This window comes from Carnobacterium mobile DSM 4848 (assembly GCF_000744825.1).
Taxonomy (GTDB): domain Bacteria; phylum Bacillota; class Bacilli; order Lactobacillales; family Carnobacteriaceae; genus Carnobacterium_A; species Carnobacterium_A mobile.
The window spans coordinates 171156-192005 of the sequence record NZ_JQMR01000001.1; the positions used below are offsets into that span (position 1 = coordinate 171156).

At 37.8% G+C, this 20850-nt stretch carries 13 protein-coding genes; 12 read left to right on the plus strand and 1 reads right to left on the minus strand.

Annotated features, from left to right (window positions below; translation table 11 throughout):
• The first annotated feature begins 31 nt into the window (after positions 1–31).
• From lacZ to BR87_RS00760, 8 genes are all read left to right on the plus strand, one after another.
• Positions 32–3127, plus strand: a complete 3096-nt coding sequence (gene lacZ, locus BR87_RS00725) for a beta-galactosidase, LacZ type (protein ID WP_035027512.1) — start codon at positions 32–34, stop codon at positions 3125–3127.
• Between the two features lie 237 nt (positions 3128–3364).
• Positions 3365–4309 (plus strand): ABC transporter permease, encoded by a 945-nt coding sequence (locus BR87_RS00730; RefSeq protein ID WP_035027514.1) that lies wholly within the window; start codon positions 3365–3367, stop codon positions 4307–4309.
• Between the two features lie 15 nt (positions 4310–4324).
• A complete protein-coding gene (locus BR87_RS00735; protein ID WP_051929596.1) occupies positions 4325–5293 on the plus strand; it encodes a carbohydrate ABC transporter permease in 969 nt (322 codons plus the stop codon).
• An 89-nt stretch (positions 5294–5382) separates the two neighbouring features.
• Positions 5383–6873: an ABC transporter substrate-binding protein gene (locus BR87_RS00740; protein ID WP_035027517.1), complete on the plus strand. Its 1491-nt coding sequence runs from the start codon at positions 5383–5385 to the stop codon at positions 6871–6873.
• Positions 6874–6982: 109 nt separating this feature from the next.
• The gene (locus BR87_RS00745; protein ID WP_035027520.1) at positions 6983–9151 is read left to right on the plus strand and encodes a GH92 family glycosyl hydrolase; all 2169 of its coding nucleotides are present in this window, start codon (positions 6983–6985) and stop codon (positions 9149–9151) included.
• 164 nt (positions 9152–9315) lie between these two features.
• Positions 9316–9915, plus strand: a complete 600-nt coding sequence (locus tag BR87_RS00750; RefSeq protein ID WP_035027523.1) for a DUF624 domain-containing protein — start codon at positions 9316–9318, stop codon at positions 9913–9915.
• A 35-nt stretch (positions 9916–9950) separates the two neighbouring features.
• The gene (locus BR87_RS00755) at positions 9951–11645 is read left to right on the plus strand and encodes a sensor histidine kinase (protein ID WP_035027527.1); all 1695 of its coding nucleotides are present in this window, start codon (positions 9951–9953) and stop codon (positions 11643–11645) included.
• Between the two features lie 27 nt (positions 11646–11672).
• The gene (locus BR87_RS00760) at positions 11673–13145 is read left to right on the plus strand and encodes a response regulator transcription factor (protein WP_035027530.1); all 1473 of its coding nucleotides are present in this window, start codon (positions 11673–11675) and stop codon (positions 13143–13145) included.
• A 23-nt stretch (positions 13146–13168) separates the two neighbouring features.
• Here the strand turns inward: BR87_RS00760 and BR87_RS00765 are convergent, their stop codons facing one another.
• On the minus strand, positions 13169–14278 hold the full coding sequence (locus tag BR87_RS00765) for a LacI family DNA-binding transcriptional regulator (RefSeq protein WP_035027533.1): 1110 nt from the start codon (positions 14276–14278) through the stop codon (positions 13169–13171).
• 183 nt (positions 14279–14461) lie between these two features.
• Between BR87_RS00765 and BR87_RS00770 the strand changes: the two genes are divergently transcribed.
• The 4 genes from BR87_RS00770 to BR87_RS00785 all read left to right on the plus strand — a co-directional run bounded on the left by BR87_RS00770 (position 14462) and on the right by BR87_RS00785 (position 20803).
• Positions 14462–15748, plus strand: a complete 1287-nt coding sequence (locus BR87_RS00770) for a glycoside hydrolase family 125 protein (protein WP_035027536.1) — start codon at positions 14462–14464, stop codon at positions 15746–15748.
• A gap of 17 nt (positions 15749–15765) precedes the next feature.
• Positions 15766–17142 (plus strand): glycoside hydrolase family 1 protein, encoded by a 1377-nt coding sequence (locus tag BR87_RS00775; RefSeq protein ID WP_035027539.1) that lies wholly within the window; start codon positions 15766–15768, stop codon positions 17140–17142.
• Positions 17143–17153: 11 nt separating this feature from the next.
• The gene (locus BR87_RS00780) at positions 17154–19856 is read left to right on the plus strand and encodes an alpha-mannosidase (RefSeq protein ID WP_035027543.1); all 2703 of its coding nucleotides are present in this window, start codon (positions 17154–17156) and stop codon (positions 19854–19856) included.
• Between the two features lie 119 nt (positions 19857–19975).
• The gene (locus BR87_RS00785; RefSeq protein ID WP_035027546.1) at positions 19976–20803 is read left to right on the plus strand and encodes an MBL fold metallo-hydrolase; all 828 of its coding nucleotides are present in this window, start codon (positions 19976–19978) and stop codon (positions 20801–20803) included.
• Positions 20804–20850 lie beyond the last annotated feature (47 nt).

Here is a 20850-nt window from a genome sequence, read left to right on the forward strand (position 1 = left end):
TTTCTTTTTCTTTTTAAAGGAGAGTATTTAAATGAACACAATGGACCTTCAAAATCCCAATCGATTAAGCCGAAACCGTTTAAAAAGCCGATCTTATTTTATTCCGTTTGCAGACAAATCGGCAGCATTAACGGATCAAAGAAAGAATTCTACTCGCATCCAACTATTGAATGGCAGCTGGAAGTTTCATTATGCTGAGAATCCAACTGATGCACCAGAGGGTTTTTATGAAGAAAGGTACGATTGTGATTCATGGGATACCATTACAGTACCTTCTCATTGGCAATTAAGCGGGTACGGACGTCCGCATTATACAAACGTAGCGTATCCGTTTCCTGTAGATCCGCCTTACATTCCAAATGAAAATCCTACAGGCAGTTATAAACGTCAATTTTATATTTCAGAAGATTGGGAAGCTCAGCAAGTTTTTCTGCGTTTTGAAGGAGTCGACAATAGTTTTCATCTTTGGATCAACGGACACGAAGCAGGGTTCAGCAAAGGCAGCCGCTTGCCGGCAGAATTCGATATTACTCCTTATTTAAAAACAGGAAAAAACGAACTATCCGTAAGGGTTTATCAATGGTCTGATTCTACTTACATAGAAGATCAAGATATGTGGTGGTTAAGCGGGATTTTTAGAGATGTCTATTTAATAGCAAGGCCTCAAGCTACCATCGAGGATTTTTATATTGAAGCTGCTCTTGATGAACAGTACGCTGACGGGCTGCTGACTGTTAACTTGAAGTTTGATGGAACTGTGCTGGAGCAATTAAAATACCGTAAAGTAATCTATACATTATTAGACAGCCGTCAGCAAGTTGTGCAAGGAATATCCGGTGAATTAAACGAACTCCAGCAGCAAAACGAGATCAAAGCTGTTATTCAAAAACCTTTAAAATGGACAGCAGAAACACCTCATTTGTATCAAATTCTATTGACAGTGACCGACGAAAAAGGAGAAGTATTAGAAGTAATAACACACAAAATAGGATTTCGAACGATTGAAATAAAAAACGGTCTTTTTATGGTCAATAATGTGCCGATAAAATTCAAAGGAGTCAACCGGCACGATAATCATCCTGACCTGGGCCGAGCGGTTACTCTTAAAGACATGGAAAAAGATATCCAATTGATGAAACAAGGCAATATCAATGCTGTTCGTTCGGCACATTATCCTAACGATCCTCGTTTTTATGCTTTATGTGATGTATATGGATTATATGTCATGAATGAAGCCGATTTGGAAACTCACGGATTTGAGATCGTCGGCAATGTCGATTTCTTAAGTGACGATCCGAGATGGGAAGATGCTTATATCGATCGGATGGAACGCATGGTTGAACGAGACAAAAACCATCCTTCAATCGTATTATGGTCTCTGGGAAATGAATCAGGAGCCGGCTGCAACCATGAAGCAATGGCAAGTTGGCTTCATCAAAGATACCCTGCTTTTTTGATCCACCATGAAGGCGCTACAAAACAATTGTTTGAAGCAGAACAATACGATTTAGACTCGCCGATTTCCGCTGTGAACTCAACAATGTATACCGAAATTGATCGATTAGAACAATTAGGATCAGCCGCTAACCATCAAAAGCCGCATATTTTATGCGAATACGGACATGCAATGGGAAATGGGCCAGGAGCATTAAAAGAATATTGGGAATTATTTTATCGTTACCCAAGAATGCAAGGCGGATTTGTGTGGGAATGGTCTGATCATGGGTTAAGACAATATACTCAAACAGGTGAAGAATTTTTTGCATATGGCGGCGACTTTGGAGACCAGCCAAATGACCATAACTTTGTGATTGATGGACTGGTTCAGCCGGATCGCAATCCATCTCCGGCATATTATGAATTGAAAAAAGTAATGCAGCCGATAATAGTTGAGGCTGCTGATCTCGAAAAGGGCATATTTTTGATTATCAATCGATATGATTTTCAAAAATTAGATCATTTATTGTTGTCATGGTCTATCCGAGTAGAAAAAACTAGTCTGCAAAGCGGCTGCATGCCGATCAAAGGGATTGAACCTGGCAAATCAAAAGAAATTGTGATCCCATTAGAGACGTTGAGCAGTTTAGCAGATCCATTCAACGACGTATGGGTCGATATGCAGTTTATTACAACGGGCCAGACGAAGTGGTCTGCGCAAGGACATGAAGTAGCATTTGAACAGTTTAAAATCAAGCAACATGAGAGAAGTAAAAAGACGGAAACGATAGACGGTCGATCAGCATTTGCACATCATACAATTCCCTTAACCAGTCGAGAGACGAAAACCATTTTTGAGTTAAAAGGAACAAATTTTGTAATGTCTTTTGATAAAGTGAATGGAACGCTGGTTTCTTGGATGTATGAGAATCGATCGTTAATGGAAAAGGGACCAAAATTAAATTTTTGGCGGGCAATGACGAATAATGATCACCGTTCTGAAAAGATGTGGAAAGATTACGGTTTGCATTGGCTGCAGCAAAGAACCGACACTTTTGAGTGGCGATTCTTGAACAATCAGACAGCAGCTGAAATCACTATTACCCAGCGGATAGGACCGCCGACTCTTGCTTGGGGGATAGAGGCGGAAGTTGTTTATACAGTGATGCACTCAGGAGAAATCAGTATTCAAGTAAAAGGCGAACCAACAGGTGAGCATCCAGCGACATTTCCGCGAATCGGATTCGAACTGATCTTACCGGAAAGATTTGATCAAGTGACATGGAACGGCAGAGGGCCAAGAGAAACTTACTCGGATACAAAAGAAGCTGGCCGCTTTGGAATCTACGAAAATTCCATAGATGAACTGGGTTTTTCTTACATTTATCCGCAAGAAAACGGCAATCGCTCAGATGTCGAATGGTTGAGGATAACAGATGAAAGAGAAAGCGGCTTATGGATTACTGGAAATAAACCGTTTAATTTCAGTGCTAGACACTATACACAAAAGAACCTTGATGAAGCTCAACATACTTATGACTTAAAGAAAACAAAAGAAGTTTATCTTTATTTGGATAAACAGCAGCATGGAATTGGTTCAGCAAGCTGCGGTCCTGATGTTTTAGAAAAATATCGATCAGCAGCTGAAAGATTTTGCTTTGATTTGGTATTGCGGCCTTTTAATGATTAAGTAGTTCAGATAGAGAAAAAAAATTAATGAGCCGTAAAAAGTGGTATACTTCATTTTTTGCGGTTTATCTATAGAATAAAGACCATAAAAGGAACAAAAAGGGCTGGGAACAGTTGATAAGAATGATTTTCTATAATTTGTGTAGGTTATCCTATATTTTATTCCTTTCATCACTTGGTATAGTCAATTAAAATAAGAGTATAAAGAAAGGCATTAGTTTTGAAAGGAGCACACTGAATGAAAAAGAAAAAAAAGGGGTTTTTGTATCATTTAAATAGAAATAAAGCGATGTTGTTTATGGCACTGCCCGGAACGATTTGGTTGATTTTCTTTTTCTACATTCCTGTAGCAGGAAACGTAGTCGCTTTTAAAGACTTCAGATTTATTGAAGACGGCGGATTTTGGGGAAGTATCAGTCAAAGCAAATGGGTAGGATTTGATAATTTTAAATTTTTATTTTCTTCTTCAAATGCCTACATCATTACCAGAAATACGATCTTATACAACGTGACATTCATCATAGCAGGGTTACTCTTGGCAGTCAGTATTGCCGTTATCGTCAGTCAATTGCGTTCTAAAAAGATGATCAAAATTTACCAAACATCTATGTTGCTTCCGTACTTCCTTTCATGGGTTATTATAAGTTACTTTGTATACGCTTTCCTAAGCCCGGATAAAGGATTAGCCAATTCGATCATTGCAAGTCAAGGAGGCACACCGATCAGCTGGTATTCTGACCCAACGTATTGGCCGTATATTTTAGTGTTCTTGGGTATTTGGAAAGGCGTCGGATACAGCAGTGTGATTTACTTTGCAGCTATCATGGGAATCGAACCGGCTTATTATGAAGCAGCTGAGATCGACGGTGCTAGCAAATGGCAGCAGATCAAACATGTTACTTTGCCTCACTTAGTTCCTTTGGTCACTATTTTAACCATTATGAGTGTCGGCGGTATTTTTAAAGCAGACTTTGGTTTGTTTTATCAAATTCCTCGGAATGCAGGTGCGCTTTATAACGTTACTTCTGTCTTGGATACTTATATCTATAATGGTTTAGCATCAAGCGGAGACATTGGGATGACCACAGCAGCCGGATTGTATCAATCTGTTGTAGGGTTTGTTTTAGTTATGATCACCAATTTGATCGTACGCCGTTTTGATGAAGAATCAGCATTATTCTAGCGAGGAGGAACATACATGCAAGCTGAAGACACGTATATTAAAGAACAAGAACAAAGCAAAGACACAGAAAAGAAAAAGAAAAAACACATTAATTCTGTTAACTACAAAGGATTTGGAAAGAAAACGAATATCTTTTTTAACATCTTGATTGGAATATTTGCTTTTTCCTGTGTGTTTCCTTTTATCTTCATTGTGATTCTATCATTTAGTGATGAGACCGCAATGGTTGTTAATGGGTATCAATTGATTCCTGAAACATGGAGTTTTGACGGATACCGCTACTTAGCTCAGATGGGCGATCAAATTCTTCAAGCTCTTTTCGTTACCGTTTTTGTTACCGTTGTCGGCACACTGATCAATACGACATTAACTTCTTCATATGCTTACGCTATTTCACGTAAAGATTTTAAATTCCGTAAATTCTTTACCATGTTTGCGCTAGTAACCATGTTGTTTAGTGCAGGACTAGTACCAGGTTATATCGTGATGACGAGTTTATTAGGATTGAAAGATACGATTTGGGCATTGATTTTGCCAATGGCAATGAGTCCTTTCAACATCATAGTGATGCGTACTTTCTTTATTCGTTCGGTCCCGCCTGCGATTATTGAGTCTGCTCGAATTGATGGAGCAGGAGAACTAAGAACATTTTGGAAAATTGTTTTGCCGCTAGCCGTGCCGGGAATTGCAACAATCAGTTTATTTGCAGCTATCGGTTTTTGGAATGACTGGTTCAACGCATTGCTGTATATTCAAAGCGATAATTTGATGCCGCTGCAATATGTATTGATGCAGATTCAAAGCAATATCGAATTTATGATTGAAAATGCTGGTATGAGTTCCATGATCGGAACTGCTGGTATCCCGAAAGAAGCCACAAGAATGGCAATGGTTGTTATTTCTACACTTCCAATCGCATTAAGCTACCCATTCTTCCAAAAATACTTTATCAGCGGATTGACTATCGGCGGAGTGAAAGAATAGCCGTTTAAGAGTATGTGGTTATGATTGATTTGCAGATTTGTATCTAAAGGGTTTGAGTTTTATAAAAAAATAGTAATGGAGGATATACAATGAAGATCAATTTTAAGAAGACATTGGTTAGAGGAGCTGTTGCTCTTTTATGCGGAGCAGCTCTAGTCGGGTGTGGTAAATTAGCATCTGGCGATAGCAAGGAAAGCGAAAGCAAAAACACCGGCGGAGACAAAGACACTGTTTTGATGTACCAAGTCGGAGTAGCACCAGAAAATCTTGACGAATTAATGGAAATTGCCAACAAACGAATTGAAGATGAAATCGGCGTCCGCTTGAAGATCCAATACATCGGTTGGGGTGACTATGAGAAGAAAATGAGTGTCATTACTTCTTCTGGAGAAAATTACGATATCGCTTTTGCCAGTGATTACTTAAACAATGCTCAAAAAGGGGCGTATGCCGATTTAACAGAATTATCTAAAGAATTTGCACCTGAAACAATGGAACAATTAGATGAAGCATACATCAAAGGAAATACAATTGATGGAAAACTTTATGCTATACCCGTAAATGCAAACGTTTATGCACAACAAATGTTTACGTTTAACCCAACGTTCTTAGATAAATACGATATGGATATTTCTAAAGTCAGCAAATTAACAGATTTAGAGCCTTTCTTGCAAACAATTAAAGACAATGAACCTGGTGTTGTACCTTTAACTGCAGGTTCAGGCTGGAGAATCGAAAAAGACATCGATTTCTTGATCGGCAACAATGTGCCGCTTGGTATCGATTTAAATGGAGACCTTACAAAATTGATCAATCCATATGAAGAAGGCGACGGCTTATTGCCGCAACTGGATACTATGCACGATTACTACAAAAAAGGCTTTGTCCCTGCTGATGCAGCTACTAGCCAAACAGCTTACAACACAGATGAAGATACTTGGTTCGTAAGAGCTGAAACACAAGGACCTTACGATTACGGCGATTACTTGCTGCAACGTATTACTGGAAAAGATATTCAATCAAAACCTTTTACTAAACCAGCAAAAACAGTAGCACAAGCACGGATGGCAAATTTTGTTATCTCAAACAACTCTAAGAAAAAAGAAGAATCCATGAAAGTCTTGAACTTGCTGAACACAGATCCAGAATTGTTAAATGGTTTGGTTTATGGTGTTGAAGGCAGAAACTGGGAAAAAACCGATGAAGAAGGACGTGTACGCTTATTGGAAGGGTACCAAGATCCTAAGAGCGGCTACATGTCAGCATGGAACTTAGCGAATAACGCGATTCTTTACATTGATGAAGCTGTAACAGACGAACAAATCGAATACAAAGAAAAATCTATTAAAGAAGCAGAAGAATCTCCATTACTAGGATTCAACTTTGTAACGGACAAAGTTAAAACAGAAATCACCAACGTAAATAATGTAGCAGCTCAATACACTGCTGGGTTGCAAACAGGCAGTGTTGATCCTAAGAAAGTTGTACCTGAGTACCTAGAAAAATTAAAAGAAGCTGGATTGGATAAAATCCAAGAAGAAGCACAAAAACAATTTGACGAATTCAATGCAAATAAATAATCGATTTAAAGATACCTTTATTAAAAAGAACGCCTGCTTCTTAGGCGTTCTTTTTCTTTAAACACTCAAGACCTAAGCGTTGGTAATAAGTTGAAAAGGGGAAAACAACATGTTAGAAGTGATCGATACAAGACAAGGTACAAACAATGATCGTAATTTTTCGAATGGCAATACATTGCCTTATACAGGAGTTCCTTTTGGAATGAATCATTATGCTGTGCAAACAGCAAATGAAGACAGCTGGTTTTTTAATCCTTACCATCGCGTGTTTCAAGGGATTCGCTTATCTCATCAGCCTAGTCCATGGATGGGGGATTTTTGTCCGATAGTGATCACACCGATTGCAGGAAACGACTGTTCAAATGATATTCTTTCTTATCAAAGTTCTTATCGGCCCGAAGAATCGGTATTTAGCCCGCATTATTTGAAAGTTAAACAATTGCGATACAATATTATTACAGAGCTGACTCCTAGTGAACGCGGTTGTCGCATAAAGGTTACATACCGGTCTGAAAAACAAGCAGGAATCGTTTTTCATGTGCCCGGGGAAAATAGCTGGCTAAGAGTGGAACCGACAACCAGTACAGTCAGCGGATTTGTTAATTATGCTGCCGGCAGCCATGACCCTGAATTTGGAATGTATTTTACGATTCATTTTGATCAGGTTGTTGACGCTGAAGTCAGCGGTCTTTTTGAAACAGAAGAAGGCAAGCAATTGATAGTATATTTTGAAGGAGCTGCTCATCAGACGGTCCAAGCGAGCTTAGCAACTTCTTTTATCAGCCAAGAACAAGCACAGTTAAATCATAACCGAGAGATAGCGGATTCGTTTGAAGCACAAAAGTTAGCTGCTGAAAAAATGTGGAATAAGTATTTAGGAAAAATCACGGTTTCGCATAAAAATCAAGAATACGTCAAAACGTTTTATACTTGTCTCTATCGGATGTTTTTATTTCCGCAAAAATTTTATGAATTAAATGAAGCAGAGTTGCCGATCCATTATGATACGACAGCAAAAGCAGTAAAGCCGGGTTACTTATATACCAATAATGGGTTTTGGGACACATACAAAACCGTTTATCCTTTATATTCAATCATTGCACCTGGTGAATATCAAGAGATTTTAGCCGGTATCTTAACATCTTATAACGAAAGTGGCTTTTTGCCCAAGTGGCTTTCTCCTGATGAACGCGGAATGATGCCCGGTACATTGGTGGACGCCGTGATTGCAGATGCTGCAGTGAAAGGGCTGTTGTCTAAAGCAGAAATAGCTGAGTTTCTGGAAGCCATGGTAAAAACGGCAACAGTTACAAGCGGAAACTCAGTATACGGCCGGCTTGGAATTGTAGAATATGATCAATTGGGCTATGTTTCGACACTTGTACCCGAGAGTGTAAATCAAACATTGGATTATGCTTACAGTGACTTTTGTATCAGTCAAACTGCTGCTCTGCTGGAAAACCAACAGGAAACAGCAGAACAATTCAAACGGTCTTCTTTAAACTATCGAAACTTATTTGACTCAGAAACTGGTTTTATGCGCGGGAAAGATTCAAAAGGAATTTTCAGAGCTGACTTTTCTGCAGAACGTTGGGGATTTGACTATACAGAAGGAAGCGCTTGGCAAAATAGCTTCGGTGTTTATCATAACTTCCAAGACTTGATCGACAGTTACGAAAGCGAAACAGCTTTTTTAAACCGGCTGACAGAATTGTGCAACACTTCTCCTTCATTTGAGGTCGGCAGTTATGGATTTGAAATTCATGAAATGAGCGAAGTCGCCGCAATCGATTACGGACAATTAGCCCTTTCTAATCAGCCCAGCTTTCACATTCCTTACTTGTTTAACTATGTCGGGAAACCAGCATCTGCTCAGGTCGTCGTCAAACAATTGATGACCCGGTTGTTCAACAGCGGTTTTGAAGGGTTTCCCGGAGATGAAGACAACGGCAGCATGTCTGGCTGGTTCGTCTTTAGTTCCATGGGCTTTTATCCCGTAACTCCCGGAAGCGGAGAATATGTTTTAGGGATCCCGCTTTTTGATGAAGTGAGCATTCAGCTGTCAAACGGGAAGATGTGGGAAATCGAAACATTGAATAATACACCACAAGCTAACTTTGTTACTAAAGTTGAAAAAAACCAGCAAGACTATAAAAAATTGTTTTTGACTCATGATGATCTCGTTAAAGGCGGAGAGTTTACAGTCCACTTAGGAGTAGCTCCTGTATATCGAGACTATTTAAAAGCAGAACGCCCTTTTTCATTAAAAAACCAATGAGCAAGGATGTCAAACGATTGTGGACTCATGTACACTGTTAGTTAGTGAGATAAGAAAAGAAGTGGAGACAGTTGTCCCGCTCCTTTTCTATTTGCTTTAAGTAGTGTAAGATAAAAGCAATTATTGTTAACAGAGCACGAGAGAAAGATTTGGAGGAATGAAGTGTGTTTTCAAAAGGAATTGAAACAATATTTAATAAAATATATTATTTGATAAAACTAAGTTTGTATTTTTGGGGGCTGAGTTTTATGGGATTATTAGTTCTAGGTGTCACTCCAGCTATGATGGCGATTATGGAAGCACATACTGAAGCAAATTGGGATTTTGGACAAATCAAATGGAAAACTACATTTGCTCATTTTAAACAGCATGTTAAACAAGGAAACCAATTATTTTTACTTTATGCCGCATTTTTTTTGATCATCGGCTACAATTTGTTTATTGCCCTTCAGACTAAAGGATTGATTTTTTTAATGCTTGATTTTCTCCTTATTTTCATCTTGTTTATCTTGGTGTTGTCTTTTATGATCAACTTGGCTGTTTTGACTTCTTTTGAAATCACATTAGTCAATTCACTAAAACTATCTATGATACAGTTTTTTACCAATACAAAAGAATGCTTTATGCTGGTGTTCGGTTTAGTGATCACTAGTTTAGTTACTTATAAGTTTCCCGGGTTGATATTATTTGTTTCAACTGGACTGTTGGCTGTTGTTATCAGTACGAGCACGAAAAGGATGTTTGAGAGTATTTTAATGGATTGAACGAAAAAAGGTCTTAGTTAAGGAGCAGCAGCAAAATGAAACAAAAAGTGAAAAGCAATCAAATCTATTCGTTACTAAAAACGTATTCGATTATTTTGATTCTGTTTTTGACCGTTTTCAGTGTAGCAGTTGGACGATTGCTTTATGAAAACAACAAAAAATTAGCTTTGCAAAGTATTCAAAGTGCATCGGGTCGATTTGAGTTTTTAATCAATAAAGACCAAGAAAAGGTTGAAGAAGTGGCTGTCAGTTTAACTTCAACACCAGAAAAAATTGACAATATTTACCAATATTTTGAATTGTCTTATGCGGATTACTTATCGGAAGTGCTGGATACCAATTACCACACAGACAATTATTATTATTTGCCCAAAGTGATTGAGAGTCTCTACTACAATGATAGCTCGCTTTTAGCAACTAGTATTAATTTAACCAATTATCCAGAAATCTATTATTCGAAGACAGGTAGTTTAATGGGCGAAAAAGTGAAACAGCTGCCTTTGACAGAAGCTATCCGTTTTTCTGCTATTTTGATGAACCGCAACACCTTGCAGCCGATAGGTTCTTTGCATATGGATTTTGAAAAAGAAACGTTTGATCAAATTTTGACAAATCAAAATACCAATTATACGATTCAAACGTTTGTTTTTTCAAATACGAACCAGCTAACTTATCAAGGCAGTAATCATCAAAGTCATTCCGATATTGCAAATAAGCTAGTGGATCAAATGGCTGTTCATTCAAAAATCAATTTAACAGAGTTGAAAAAAGACTATTATGTCACTGAATCGCTGACTAAAAGCGACCATCAAATTTATACATTGATTCCGCGTAGTGAAATCAATGTAAGTACATTGAAAAATACATTTAGCCTCTTTTTGTTCAGCTTACTGATCGACAGCATTTTATTGCTGATTCTTTTTCATTTATTCAAGAAGTATGTGGTTCAAGTAGAAGATATTCTAATATCGATCGATCAAGTTGCAGCAGGAGACAGCGAAAACCGAATCAACACACAAGACAAAAAAGCTGAAACCAAGCAAATAGCTGAAGGTATCAATGACATGCTCGACAGCCTGCAAACGTATATCAAAGATATTTATGAATTAGAAATCAAACAAAAGGATGCCGATATGCGTGCTTTACAATCTCAAATCAACCCTCACTTTTTATACAATACATTAGAATATATCCGAATGAGTGCAATCAGTGAAGGAGCTGAAGAGTTGGCAGACGTGGTATTTCATTTTGCAACTTTGTTGAGAAACAACATTTCTCATGAAAAAATAGTGACTGTAGAAAATGAATTGAAGTTCTGTGAAAAATATATTTACCTTTATCAGATGAGGTACCCTGACCAAGTGGCTTATTTGTTTAAAGTCTGCGAAGATGCTAAAGAAGTTATGATACCTAAGTTTGCTATTCAGCCGTTGATAGAAAATTATTTTGCGCATGGAATCGATTTCATGAAAATAGAAAACGCGATTAGTGTCAAAGCTTACTGTGAAGAAGGCAAAACCAAAATATTCATTGTGGATAATGGAAAAGGGATTCCAAAAGAACAAATGGAACAATTGAATCGCTCTTTTAAAGACACCGATTTATTTAAACCTGGTTCAGTAGGAATCATGAATGTCTATACCAGAATGAAACTATACTTTGGAGAACAGTTTGAAATGGAGATAAAAGAAACTGTTGGCGGAGGAACAACCATTGTAATGGTATTCTGATGAACGATTAAAAAAGGATGAGTTAGTATGTATAAAGTATTATTGGTAGACGATGAATATATGATTTTAGCTGGACTGCAAAAATTGATTGACTGGAAAAGCTTAGGTATGGAGATAGTTGGAACAGCTAGAAACGGAAAAAAAGCGCTCGATTTTATCGCAGAACATCCTGTCGATATCATTTTAACCGATGTCACAATGCCTGTTTTATCAGGAATCGATTTTATTCGAGAAGCGCAAAAGATAGCAGAACCTTTTAAGTTTATTATTCTTTCAGGATACCAAGAATTCGAATATGTCAAAAGCGGGATGCATCTAGGAGCCTCTAATTACCTACTGAAGCCGATCGATAAAGAAGAACTGTATCATTCACTTGAGAACATACTAAAAGAATTTGAACAAGCCAAGTTATATAACCAAGCAGACCAAGTGATCTTTGAAGGATTGCTTGGTCGGTGGATACGGAATGAATTGCAGGAAGACCAACTTGGACGACTACTCGAAAACCCATCGTTCAATATTTCTGAAAACTCAGGATTTACCGTAGTTCTTGTTCGAAACAAACAATTAAAAGATTGGGAGATTTCATTTAAGGAGGCTTGTCGTTCATTGAATCAGCCTTTGTTTCTATCGTTAAATGAAAAAGAAAAAGTGATTATTTTGACAGAAACAGAAAATGACAAGATAGAACTGCGATTGAATCAATTAAATGAAGCAATGGGAAACAACTGTTTATTTTACGTTGGTTCACAAGTAAAAAATGCCAAAAAAATCTATACAAGTTACAAAACAGCACTAAAAGCAAAAACACATGCTGATTTTTATGGGCAGCCCTTTACTTTTAACACGTATAAAGAAAATGAAATTACTGATTTAACTTTATCTGGGTTGATAACAGATTTAAATGAAGGAATTTTTTCTAAGAATATTGAACGGATCTCAAAAGAGATTTCATTATTCATTAGTCAATTAAAAGAGAATCAGCTGTTAGAGGCTGAAAATGTTAAACGATTGATGTATTTAGTTATCGTTAATGTTTACTTACAGTTTGATGCAATCGAAAGTGAAAAATTTTTAAATAAAACCAAAGCACTCTTTGACTCAGAAACATTTGAAGAACTAGCCGCAGTAATGGAAACCGATCTGCTGCCTTTGGATGAATTGAAAAAACAGCTGCTGTACAGCGATTTGACTAAACAAACAATCGAATTAGTACAGACAAAGTATATGGAAGACTTAAACTTGAAAAGCATTGCTTTGATTCTTCATGTTAATGTGATGTATTTAGGGCAGGTTTTTAAAAAAGAAACTGGTAAAAGCTTTTCCAAATATTTAAACCATTATCGAATAAATTTGGCAAAAGAACTGTTGCTGCGCTCAAAAGAGCCGGTCAATGACATAGCCAGCCGAATCGGTTACCAAAACCAAGGCTATTTTTATAAAAACTTTAAAAAACTGGTAGGCCAATCTCCTCGAGAGTTCCGCGAACAAATACGATAAAATCATGAAAAAAAGAGCTGACGTCAATTGTCAGCTCCTTTTTTATGTTCTATAAATTGGACAGAATTTCGAATTTTTAATTCGATTGGAATTTCGATGGAAACGATTGACTCATTTTTAACAGGGTCAGTGATCAAAGCTAACATTTTTTCAGCTGCAGCATAACCGATTTGGTAAAAGTTTTGTTTGACAGTAGTCAATTTAGGAGTAATCATATGAGCCAGAGAAAGATCATCAAATCCGATAAAAGACATGTCTCTCGGGATATCCCAGCTCATCTCAGCCGCAGTAGATATCAATTCCAAAGCTAAAATGTCATGTTCGACTATTATACAAGTGCAGCCTTGTTTTTTTGTCTGTTCAAGAAAAGATTGGAGCAGATGATTTTGATCCATGTTACTAGGATAATCACTTTGTTGAAGATGTAAAGCCGGCTGAATCTGATGTTCATGAAGAGCCTTTAAGTAACCTAGATAACGGTTTTTGACCGCTGAGTTTTCAAGATAAGAAGCCAATGAAAAGAATAAAATGTTCTTGTGTCCTTGCTTGATTGCATGCAGAGTTGCTTCATAACCACCTTGGAAATTAGCTGAAGAGACAACCGGGATCGGCAGATCAATCAGTTCTTTATCCAATAAAACAATAGGGAAATCATCAAGAACCAAATTGAATACGAGATCGATCAAGCTGGCAGGGAAGCATGGATAAAGAATCACTCCATCACTTGTTTCTTTAGATAAGGATTGGATCAATTGGCGCTGCTTGTCAGGGTCGTCTTGGGTAGAATGAATAACAAGTTGAAAAGGTGTTGGTTTTAAATAGTCGGAAATGCCTTGTACATATTGTTCCAATCCAGCGTTTTTAAAAAAAGGCAGCAGCAGAGATATAGTATAAGGTCGCTGCCTGGGCAAGTCTTTAAAAATCACAAAACTGCCTTTTCCTGGAAATCGTCTGATGTAGCCGTCTTCAGCTAAGTCATTTAAAGCACGTTTGCTGGTGATCCGACTGACTTTAAATTGATCAGCGAGCTTTTTTTCTGAGGGCAATTGGTTATTGTAAGGTAAAGTTCCGGTTAAGATTTGTTTTTTTAATGAGTTGTAAATCAGTTTGTAAAGCGGTTCAGTTTTAGCCACAGCTAGAACCTCCTATTGGTATAGAATAATATCAAGGATATACCATTTATACTGGAAAAGACAACAAATTTTAGATGTTTCTATATAAAATAGAGAAAAACCTCTATTTTGTAGTTATTAAAATAAAGGTATTTTATACTAGGTTTATCAAAAGATACAACGCCAAGAAATGGGGAGAAGATAATGGTTTATCAAGAAATACCGGCATCAATAGAGAAATTAATGAATGAGGTTACTGAAAAAGCGACAGAAAACCCAAGGTGGGCAGAGAATTTTAATGCTTCATTCTCTAATACCTTATTGACAACCGTTAAAAAACAAGCGGATGGAACAACCTTTTTACTAACAGGCGATATACCAGCAATGTGGTTAAGAGATTCAACTGCTCAAGTTCGTCCTTATTTATTGGTAGCAAAAGAAGATTCAGGTATTTCTGATATGATCGCAGGTGTCGTGGAAAGACAATTGCAATACGTTAACTTGGATCCTTATGCAAACGCTTTTAACGAAGAAGCTAATAATGCTGGTCACCAAGTTGACCACACTGAAATGAATCCGTGGATCTGGGAACGCAAATACGAAATCGATTCGCTGTGTTACCCGATTCAATTAAGCTACTTGCTGTACAAAGAAACTGGTCGAACGGATCAATTTAACGAAACATTTAAAGAAGCAGTAAAGAAAATCTTAGCTCTTTGGAAAGTTGAACAAAATCATGAAAACTCTCCATATAATTTTGAACGCGATACTTGGAGAGAAGAAGATACGTTAGTAAACGACGGCAAAGGTTCGCCGATCGGAGTAACAGGAATGACCTGGTCAGGTTTCAGACCGAGTGATGACCGCTGCATTTACAATTATTTAGTTCCTTCTAATATGTTTGCTGTTGTTGTGCTGGATTATTTAAAAGAAGTGTATATGGAAATCCTGAAAGATTCAGCTATTGTGGACGAAATCACTGCATTGCGTGAAGAGATCCAATCCGGTATTGAAAAATTTGCTAAAGTAAAAAATGCAGCAGGGGAAACCGTTTATGCATATGAAGTCGATGGATTAGGCAATTACTCAATCATGGATGATTCGAATGTTCCTAGTTTGTTGGCGGCTCCTTATTTAGGCTATTGTGCCGAAGATGATGAAGTCTATTTAGCAACACGCAAAACAATCTTAAGCAAAGAAAACCCTTATTTTTATGAAGGAGACTGTGCTAAAGGAATCGGAAGTTCGCACACACCTGAAAATTACGTTTGGCCAATTGCTCTAGCAATGGAAGGGTTAACCACTTCTGATAAAAATGAAAAGAAACGCATCTTAGATTTATTAGTTGAGAATGATGCAGGTACTAAATTAATGCATGAAGGTTTTGATGTCAACAATCCAAACAATTATACAAGAGAATGGTTTTCTTGGGCAAACATGATGTTTTGTGAGCTCTTGTTAGACTATTATGGTCTACGAATTAAAAAGTAAGAAGGGTGGAAAATAACTTGAAAACATTTCCTGATGGTTTTTTATGGGGAGCTGCAGCCTCAGCACCACAAACGGAAGGTTCCGCTTTGGTAGATGGAAAATCTTTGACAACATGGGACAAGTGGTTTGAAATGAATCCAGAAAAATTCGATAAACAGGTGGGCCCAAAAGATACATCAAATGTCTACCGGCAATACGCAGAAGATGTCCAATTGATGGAAGACATGAAATTGAACTCTTACCGTACTTCGATCTCTTGGGCACGGTTGCTGCCAGATGGAAAAACACTCAATCAAAAAGCGGTTGATTTTTACCGTAATTACTTCCTTAGCATGATTGAAAAAAATGTAGAACCGATTATCAATTTGTTCCATTTTGATATGCCATGGTGGCTGATGGAAAAAGGCGGTTGGGAAACTCGGGAGTCAGTAGAAGCTTTTGGTTATTATGCTAAAGTTGCTTTTGAACAATTTGGCGACCTGGTCCATCGCTGGACGACGTTTAATGAACCGATTGTGCATGTCGAGTGCGGCTATTTATTTGAATTCCATTATCCAGCTGTTGTGGATTTTAAGCGTGCAGTCCAAGTAGGATACCATACGCTAATGGCACACGTTGAAGCTGTTAAACAATTTCGTAAAGGTCAACATACTGGGGAAATTGGAATTATTTTGAATTTGACACCTGTCTACGGAAAAAGCGATGCACCTGAAGACCTTAAAGCGAAAGAAGCAGCTGATGCGTTAAATGTGAAGAGCTTTTTAGATCCAGTCGTTTTAGGGCATTTCCCTGCTGAATTGATTCAGTTAGTAAAAGAAAATGACTTGCTGCCAGCTAGCGAAGCCGGCGATAAAGAAAGAATCGCTCGTGCAACAGTTGATTTTTTAGGTGTCAATTATTATCAGCCTAAACGCGTACAAGCAGTCAGTCACCCTACTGTTCCTGCAAAAATGCCAAATGATTTATATGGAGAGTATGACTGGCCAGAGAAAAAAATCAATCCTTATCGTGGATGGGAGATTTATCCAGAAGCTCTTTACGATATTGCGATGCGGTTAAAAAATGAATATGGAAATATTCCTTGGTATGTCTCTGAAAACGGCATGGGAGTAGCCGAGGAAGAACGATTTATGAATGATGAAGGCATCATACAAGACGATTACCGAATTGAATTTGTTCATGATCACTTAACTGAGCTGCATAAAGCCATCGAAGAAGGCAGCAATTGTTTCGGATACCATATGTGGACATTTGCGGATTGCTGGTCTTGGTTAAATGGATACCGCAATCGGTATGGTTTTTACCGCGTCGACATTGAAAATGATTTTAAGCGAACACCTAAAAAAAGTAGCTTTTGGATGAAATCTGTGATACAACAAAATACAATTGATTAAAGGAGAAAACAATGAACAAGAAAGTATATATTTTGTCCCATAGTCACTGGGATCGTGAGTGGTATTTGCCATATGAACAGCACCACATGCGTTTGATTGAATTAATGGACGATGTGTTGGAACTATTTGAAACAGATCCAGAATTTAAAAGTTTCCATTTAGATGGGCAAACCATTATTTTAGATGACTATTTGCAAGTACGGCCTAATAAAAAGGACTTAGTTAAGAAACACATTCAGAATGGTAAATTAAAAATCGGTCCTTTTTATATTTTGCAAGATGCTTTCTTAACAAGCAGCGAGTCAAATGTCCGCAATATGCTTGTCGGCATGGACGAAAGCAAACAATGGGGCGCGCCAGTTAAATTAGGTTATTTCCCTGATACTTTTGGAAATGCCGGACAAACACCCCAAATGATGGAACAAGCTGGATTTGATGTAGCAGCTTTTGGCCGCGGGGTTAAACCAACCGGCTTCAATAATGTTGTGGTCAATGACGACAAGTACGCTTCACAATTTTCAGAAATGTGGTGGAAAGGGCCAGATGAATCAAAAATTCTAGGACTGTTATTTGCTAACTGGTACAGTAACGGAAATGAAATTCCAACAGACAAAGCAGAAGCACAAGTCTTTTGGGAGACTAAATTAAAAGATGCAGGATTGTATACATCAACTAATCATGTCTTAATGATGAACGGTTGCGACCATCAACCCGTTCAAAAAGATTTGTCTACAGCTATTCGAGTGGCAAATGAATTGTATCCTGATATTGAATTTGTGCATGCCACCTTTGAAGAATATTTAACCGCTTTAAAGGAAGATTTACCCGATAATTTAAATACAGTTTCCGGCGAGTTAACTTCACAAGAAACAGATGGCTGGTATACATTAGCAAATACAGCTTCAACACGGGTATATTTGAAACAATGGAATACTCAAGTTTCTCGCTTGCTTGAAAATATTGCAGAGCCATTAGCAACAATGGCCTATGAAACAGCTGAAGATTATCCGCATGATATGCTGCGTTATGCATGGAAAACATTGATGCAAAATCATCCGCATGACAGTATCTGTGGCTGTAGTGTAGATGAAGTTCACCGTGAAATGGTCACTCGTTTTGAAAAAGCCAATGAAGTGGGACGGTATGTCGCAGACGAAGCCGCTTTGAAATTGGTGCGTTCGATTGATACAACAAGTTTTAAAGACAGTAACGGCTTCCCGTTTGTCGTCTTTAATACCAGCGGATCAGAAAAGAATGGTGTAGCTGAAGTTCGGATTGAAATTGAACGGTTGCCATTTTCAGCCGGTGTTCCCGATCAATTGTATCAAGTACTAAAGGAAAAAGAATATCCTGCATTTGAAGTGAAAACAGTTGATGGTCAAACAGTTTCAGCTGTGATTACGGAAGGCGGAACAAAATTTGGCTATGATCTGCCAAAAGATAAATTCCGCCAACCCTTTATGGCTCGTTATGTCGATGTAAGATTGCCGATTGAATCGATGGCCGGTTTATCTTGGAACAGCTTTGTGTTGGTTGAAGCCGAAAACGGTCAGACAATCGAAACAGCAAAAGAAACTCTTCTTTCAAATAATGGTGCAACACTAGAAAATGAACACTTGAAAATCGACGTTCAACAAGATGGCACACTATCAATTTTAGATAAAGCATCTGATCAAACGTATACAGATTTATTGAATTTTGAAGATACAGGTGATATTGGAAACGAATATATTTTCAGACAGCCGTTAAACGACCAAGCTATTTATTCAAAAGGAACAACAGCTGAAATCGAGATAATTGAAGATACTGTCGGATTTGGCGAAATTGAAATTACCCATCATTTAGACATACCCGTCTCAGCAGATGAACGCTTGGAAGAAGAACAAAAAGCCGTTATCGAAATGCGTGAACGTCAAGCAGGACGTTCTAAAACGTGTAAAACGTTAACGCTAAAAACAAAAGTGCGTTTAGAACGCCACAGCCAACAAGTTAAATTTGAAACGACATTTGATAATCAGCACAAAGACCACCGATTACGTGTTTTATTCCCGACAGGTATTCAAACAGATGTCCATTACGCAGACAGTATTTTTGAAGTAGTGGAACGACCAAACACTGTGGATCTTGCCTGGATCAATCCTTCTAATCCACAACACACTCATGCTTTTGTAAATGTCCAAGATGCAGAACATGGGGTAACGGCAGCTGTTGTTGGATTAAACGAATATGAAATCATTGAAGAACACGATCAACAAACAATTGCAGTTACCTTATTGCGAGCAGTTGGCGAATTAGGGGACTGGGGCTATTTTGCTACGCCAGAAGCACAATGCTTAGGCGAGCAATCCATGTTGTATGCTCTGTCTTTCCATGGAGAAGAAGCGGCAGTTAGAACGTATCATGAAGCCTACAATTTCCAAATTCCTTTCAGTGCTTATCAAACGACTGTTCATAATGGCCAGTGGGCTCCTAATCATCAATATGCTGAATTAAGTGACTCAAACATGGCATTAACGGCTTTCAAACGCAAAGAACACAGTGATGAGATCATTACGCGGATGTACAACTTAACAAATAAAGAAACTGAAGCCGGTTTAACGATAGAAAATTATGTTGCAAGAAAATGTAATTTACTAGAAGAAGCCGTTGAAGGTTCCCTAGAAATTCCAGCTAAACCGTATGAAATCGTTAATCGATTATGGGAAAAGCAATAAAGTACACCTAATACCATTGATCTAAATAAGAAGGTTTAATCGTCTTAGGACTGTTAAACCTTTTTAAATTTAATGGGATAGATAAAGTCATTTACTACATATTTCTAGGAGGGACCAAGATGAAACTCAAATACTTTGGAACAGCGGCTGCGGAAGGAGTACCAGCTCTATTTTGTAAATGTGACTTATGTCAAGAAGCACGTAAAAAAAAAAGGCGCGATATCCGTACTCGCTCGCAATCCTTAATTGATGATCAATTATTGATCGATTTTCCAGGAGACAGTTATTTACATTTTTTAAAAGAAGAGTACAACTTAGCGGATATTGAACATTTGGTTATTACTCATGGACATTCAGATCATTTTTATCCAGAAGACTTGGTGATGAGAATAAGCGGGTACAGCAATAGCCTGGATACTAAATTGACTGTATACGGAAATGAACGGGTTGCTTCTTTTTATCAACGGGTCTTTGATTTAGAAGGACGAATCGATGAAGAGCGTTTAGCCTTTCAACTGGTACACCCTTTTGAAACGTTTGAAGCAGGGCATTATCATATTACTCCATTATTGACAGATCGCGATAAAAAAGAAACTTGCCTTATCTATCAAATTACGGATGGCGAAAAACAAGTTTTATACGCTCATGATACTGGATATTTCTTAGCAGAAAACTGGGAGTACTGGGAAAAAACCAAACCTTATTTTCACTGTGTCAGTTTAGACTGCAACAGCCAAATGAATAAAGTAGACGGCAACCATATGAGTTTTTATGATAATGTGGCGATTAAAAATAAAATGAATGAGATGGGTTTAACGGATGAGAAGACCATTTTTGTCAGCAGCCATTTTTCCCATAATAGCGGCTTGCTTTATGATGAAATGAATGCGATAGGAATGAAAGAGGGTTTCATAACCGCCTATGATGGACTTGAATTGACTTTTTAGCTAAACTAAATAAAGGAATAGTGTCAGACTGTTAAATAAGCTTCAGC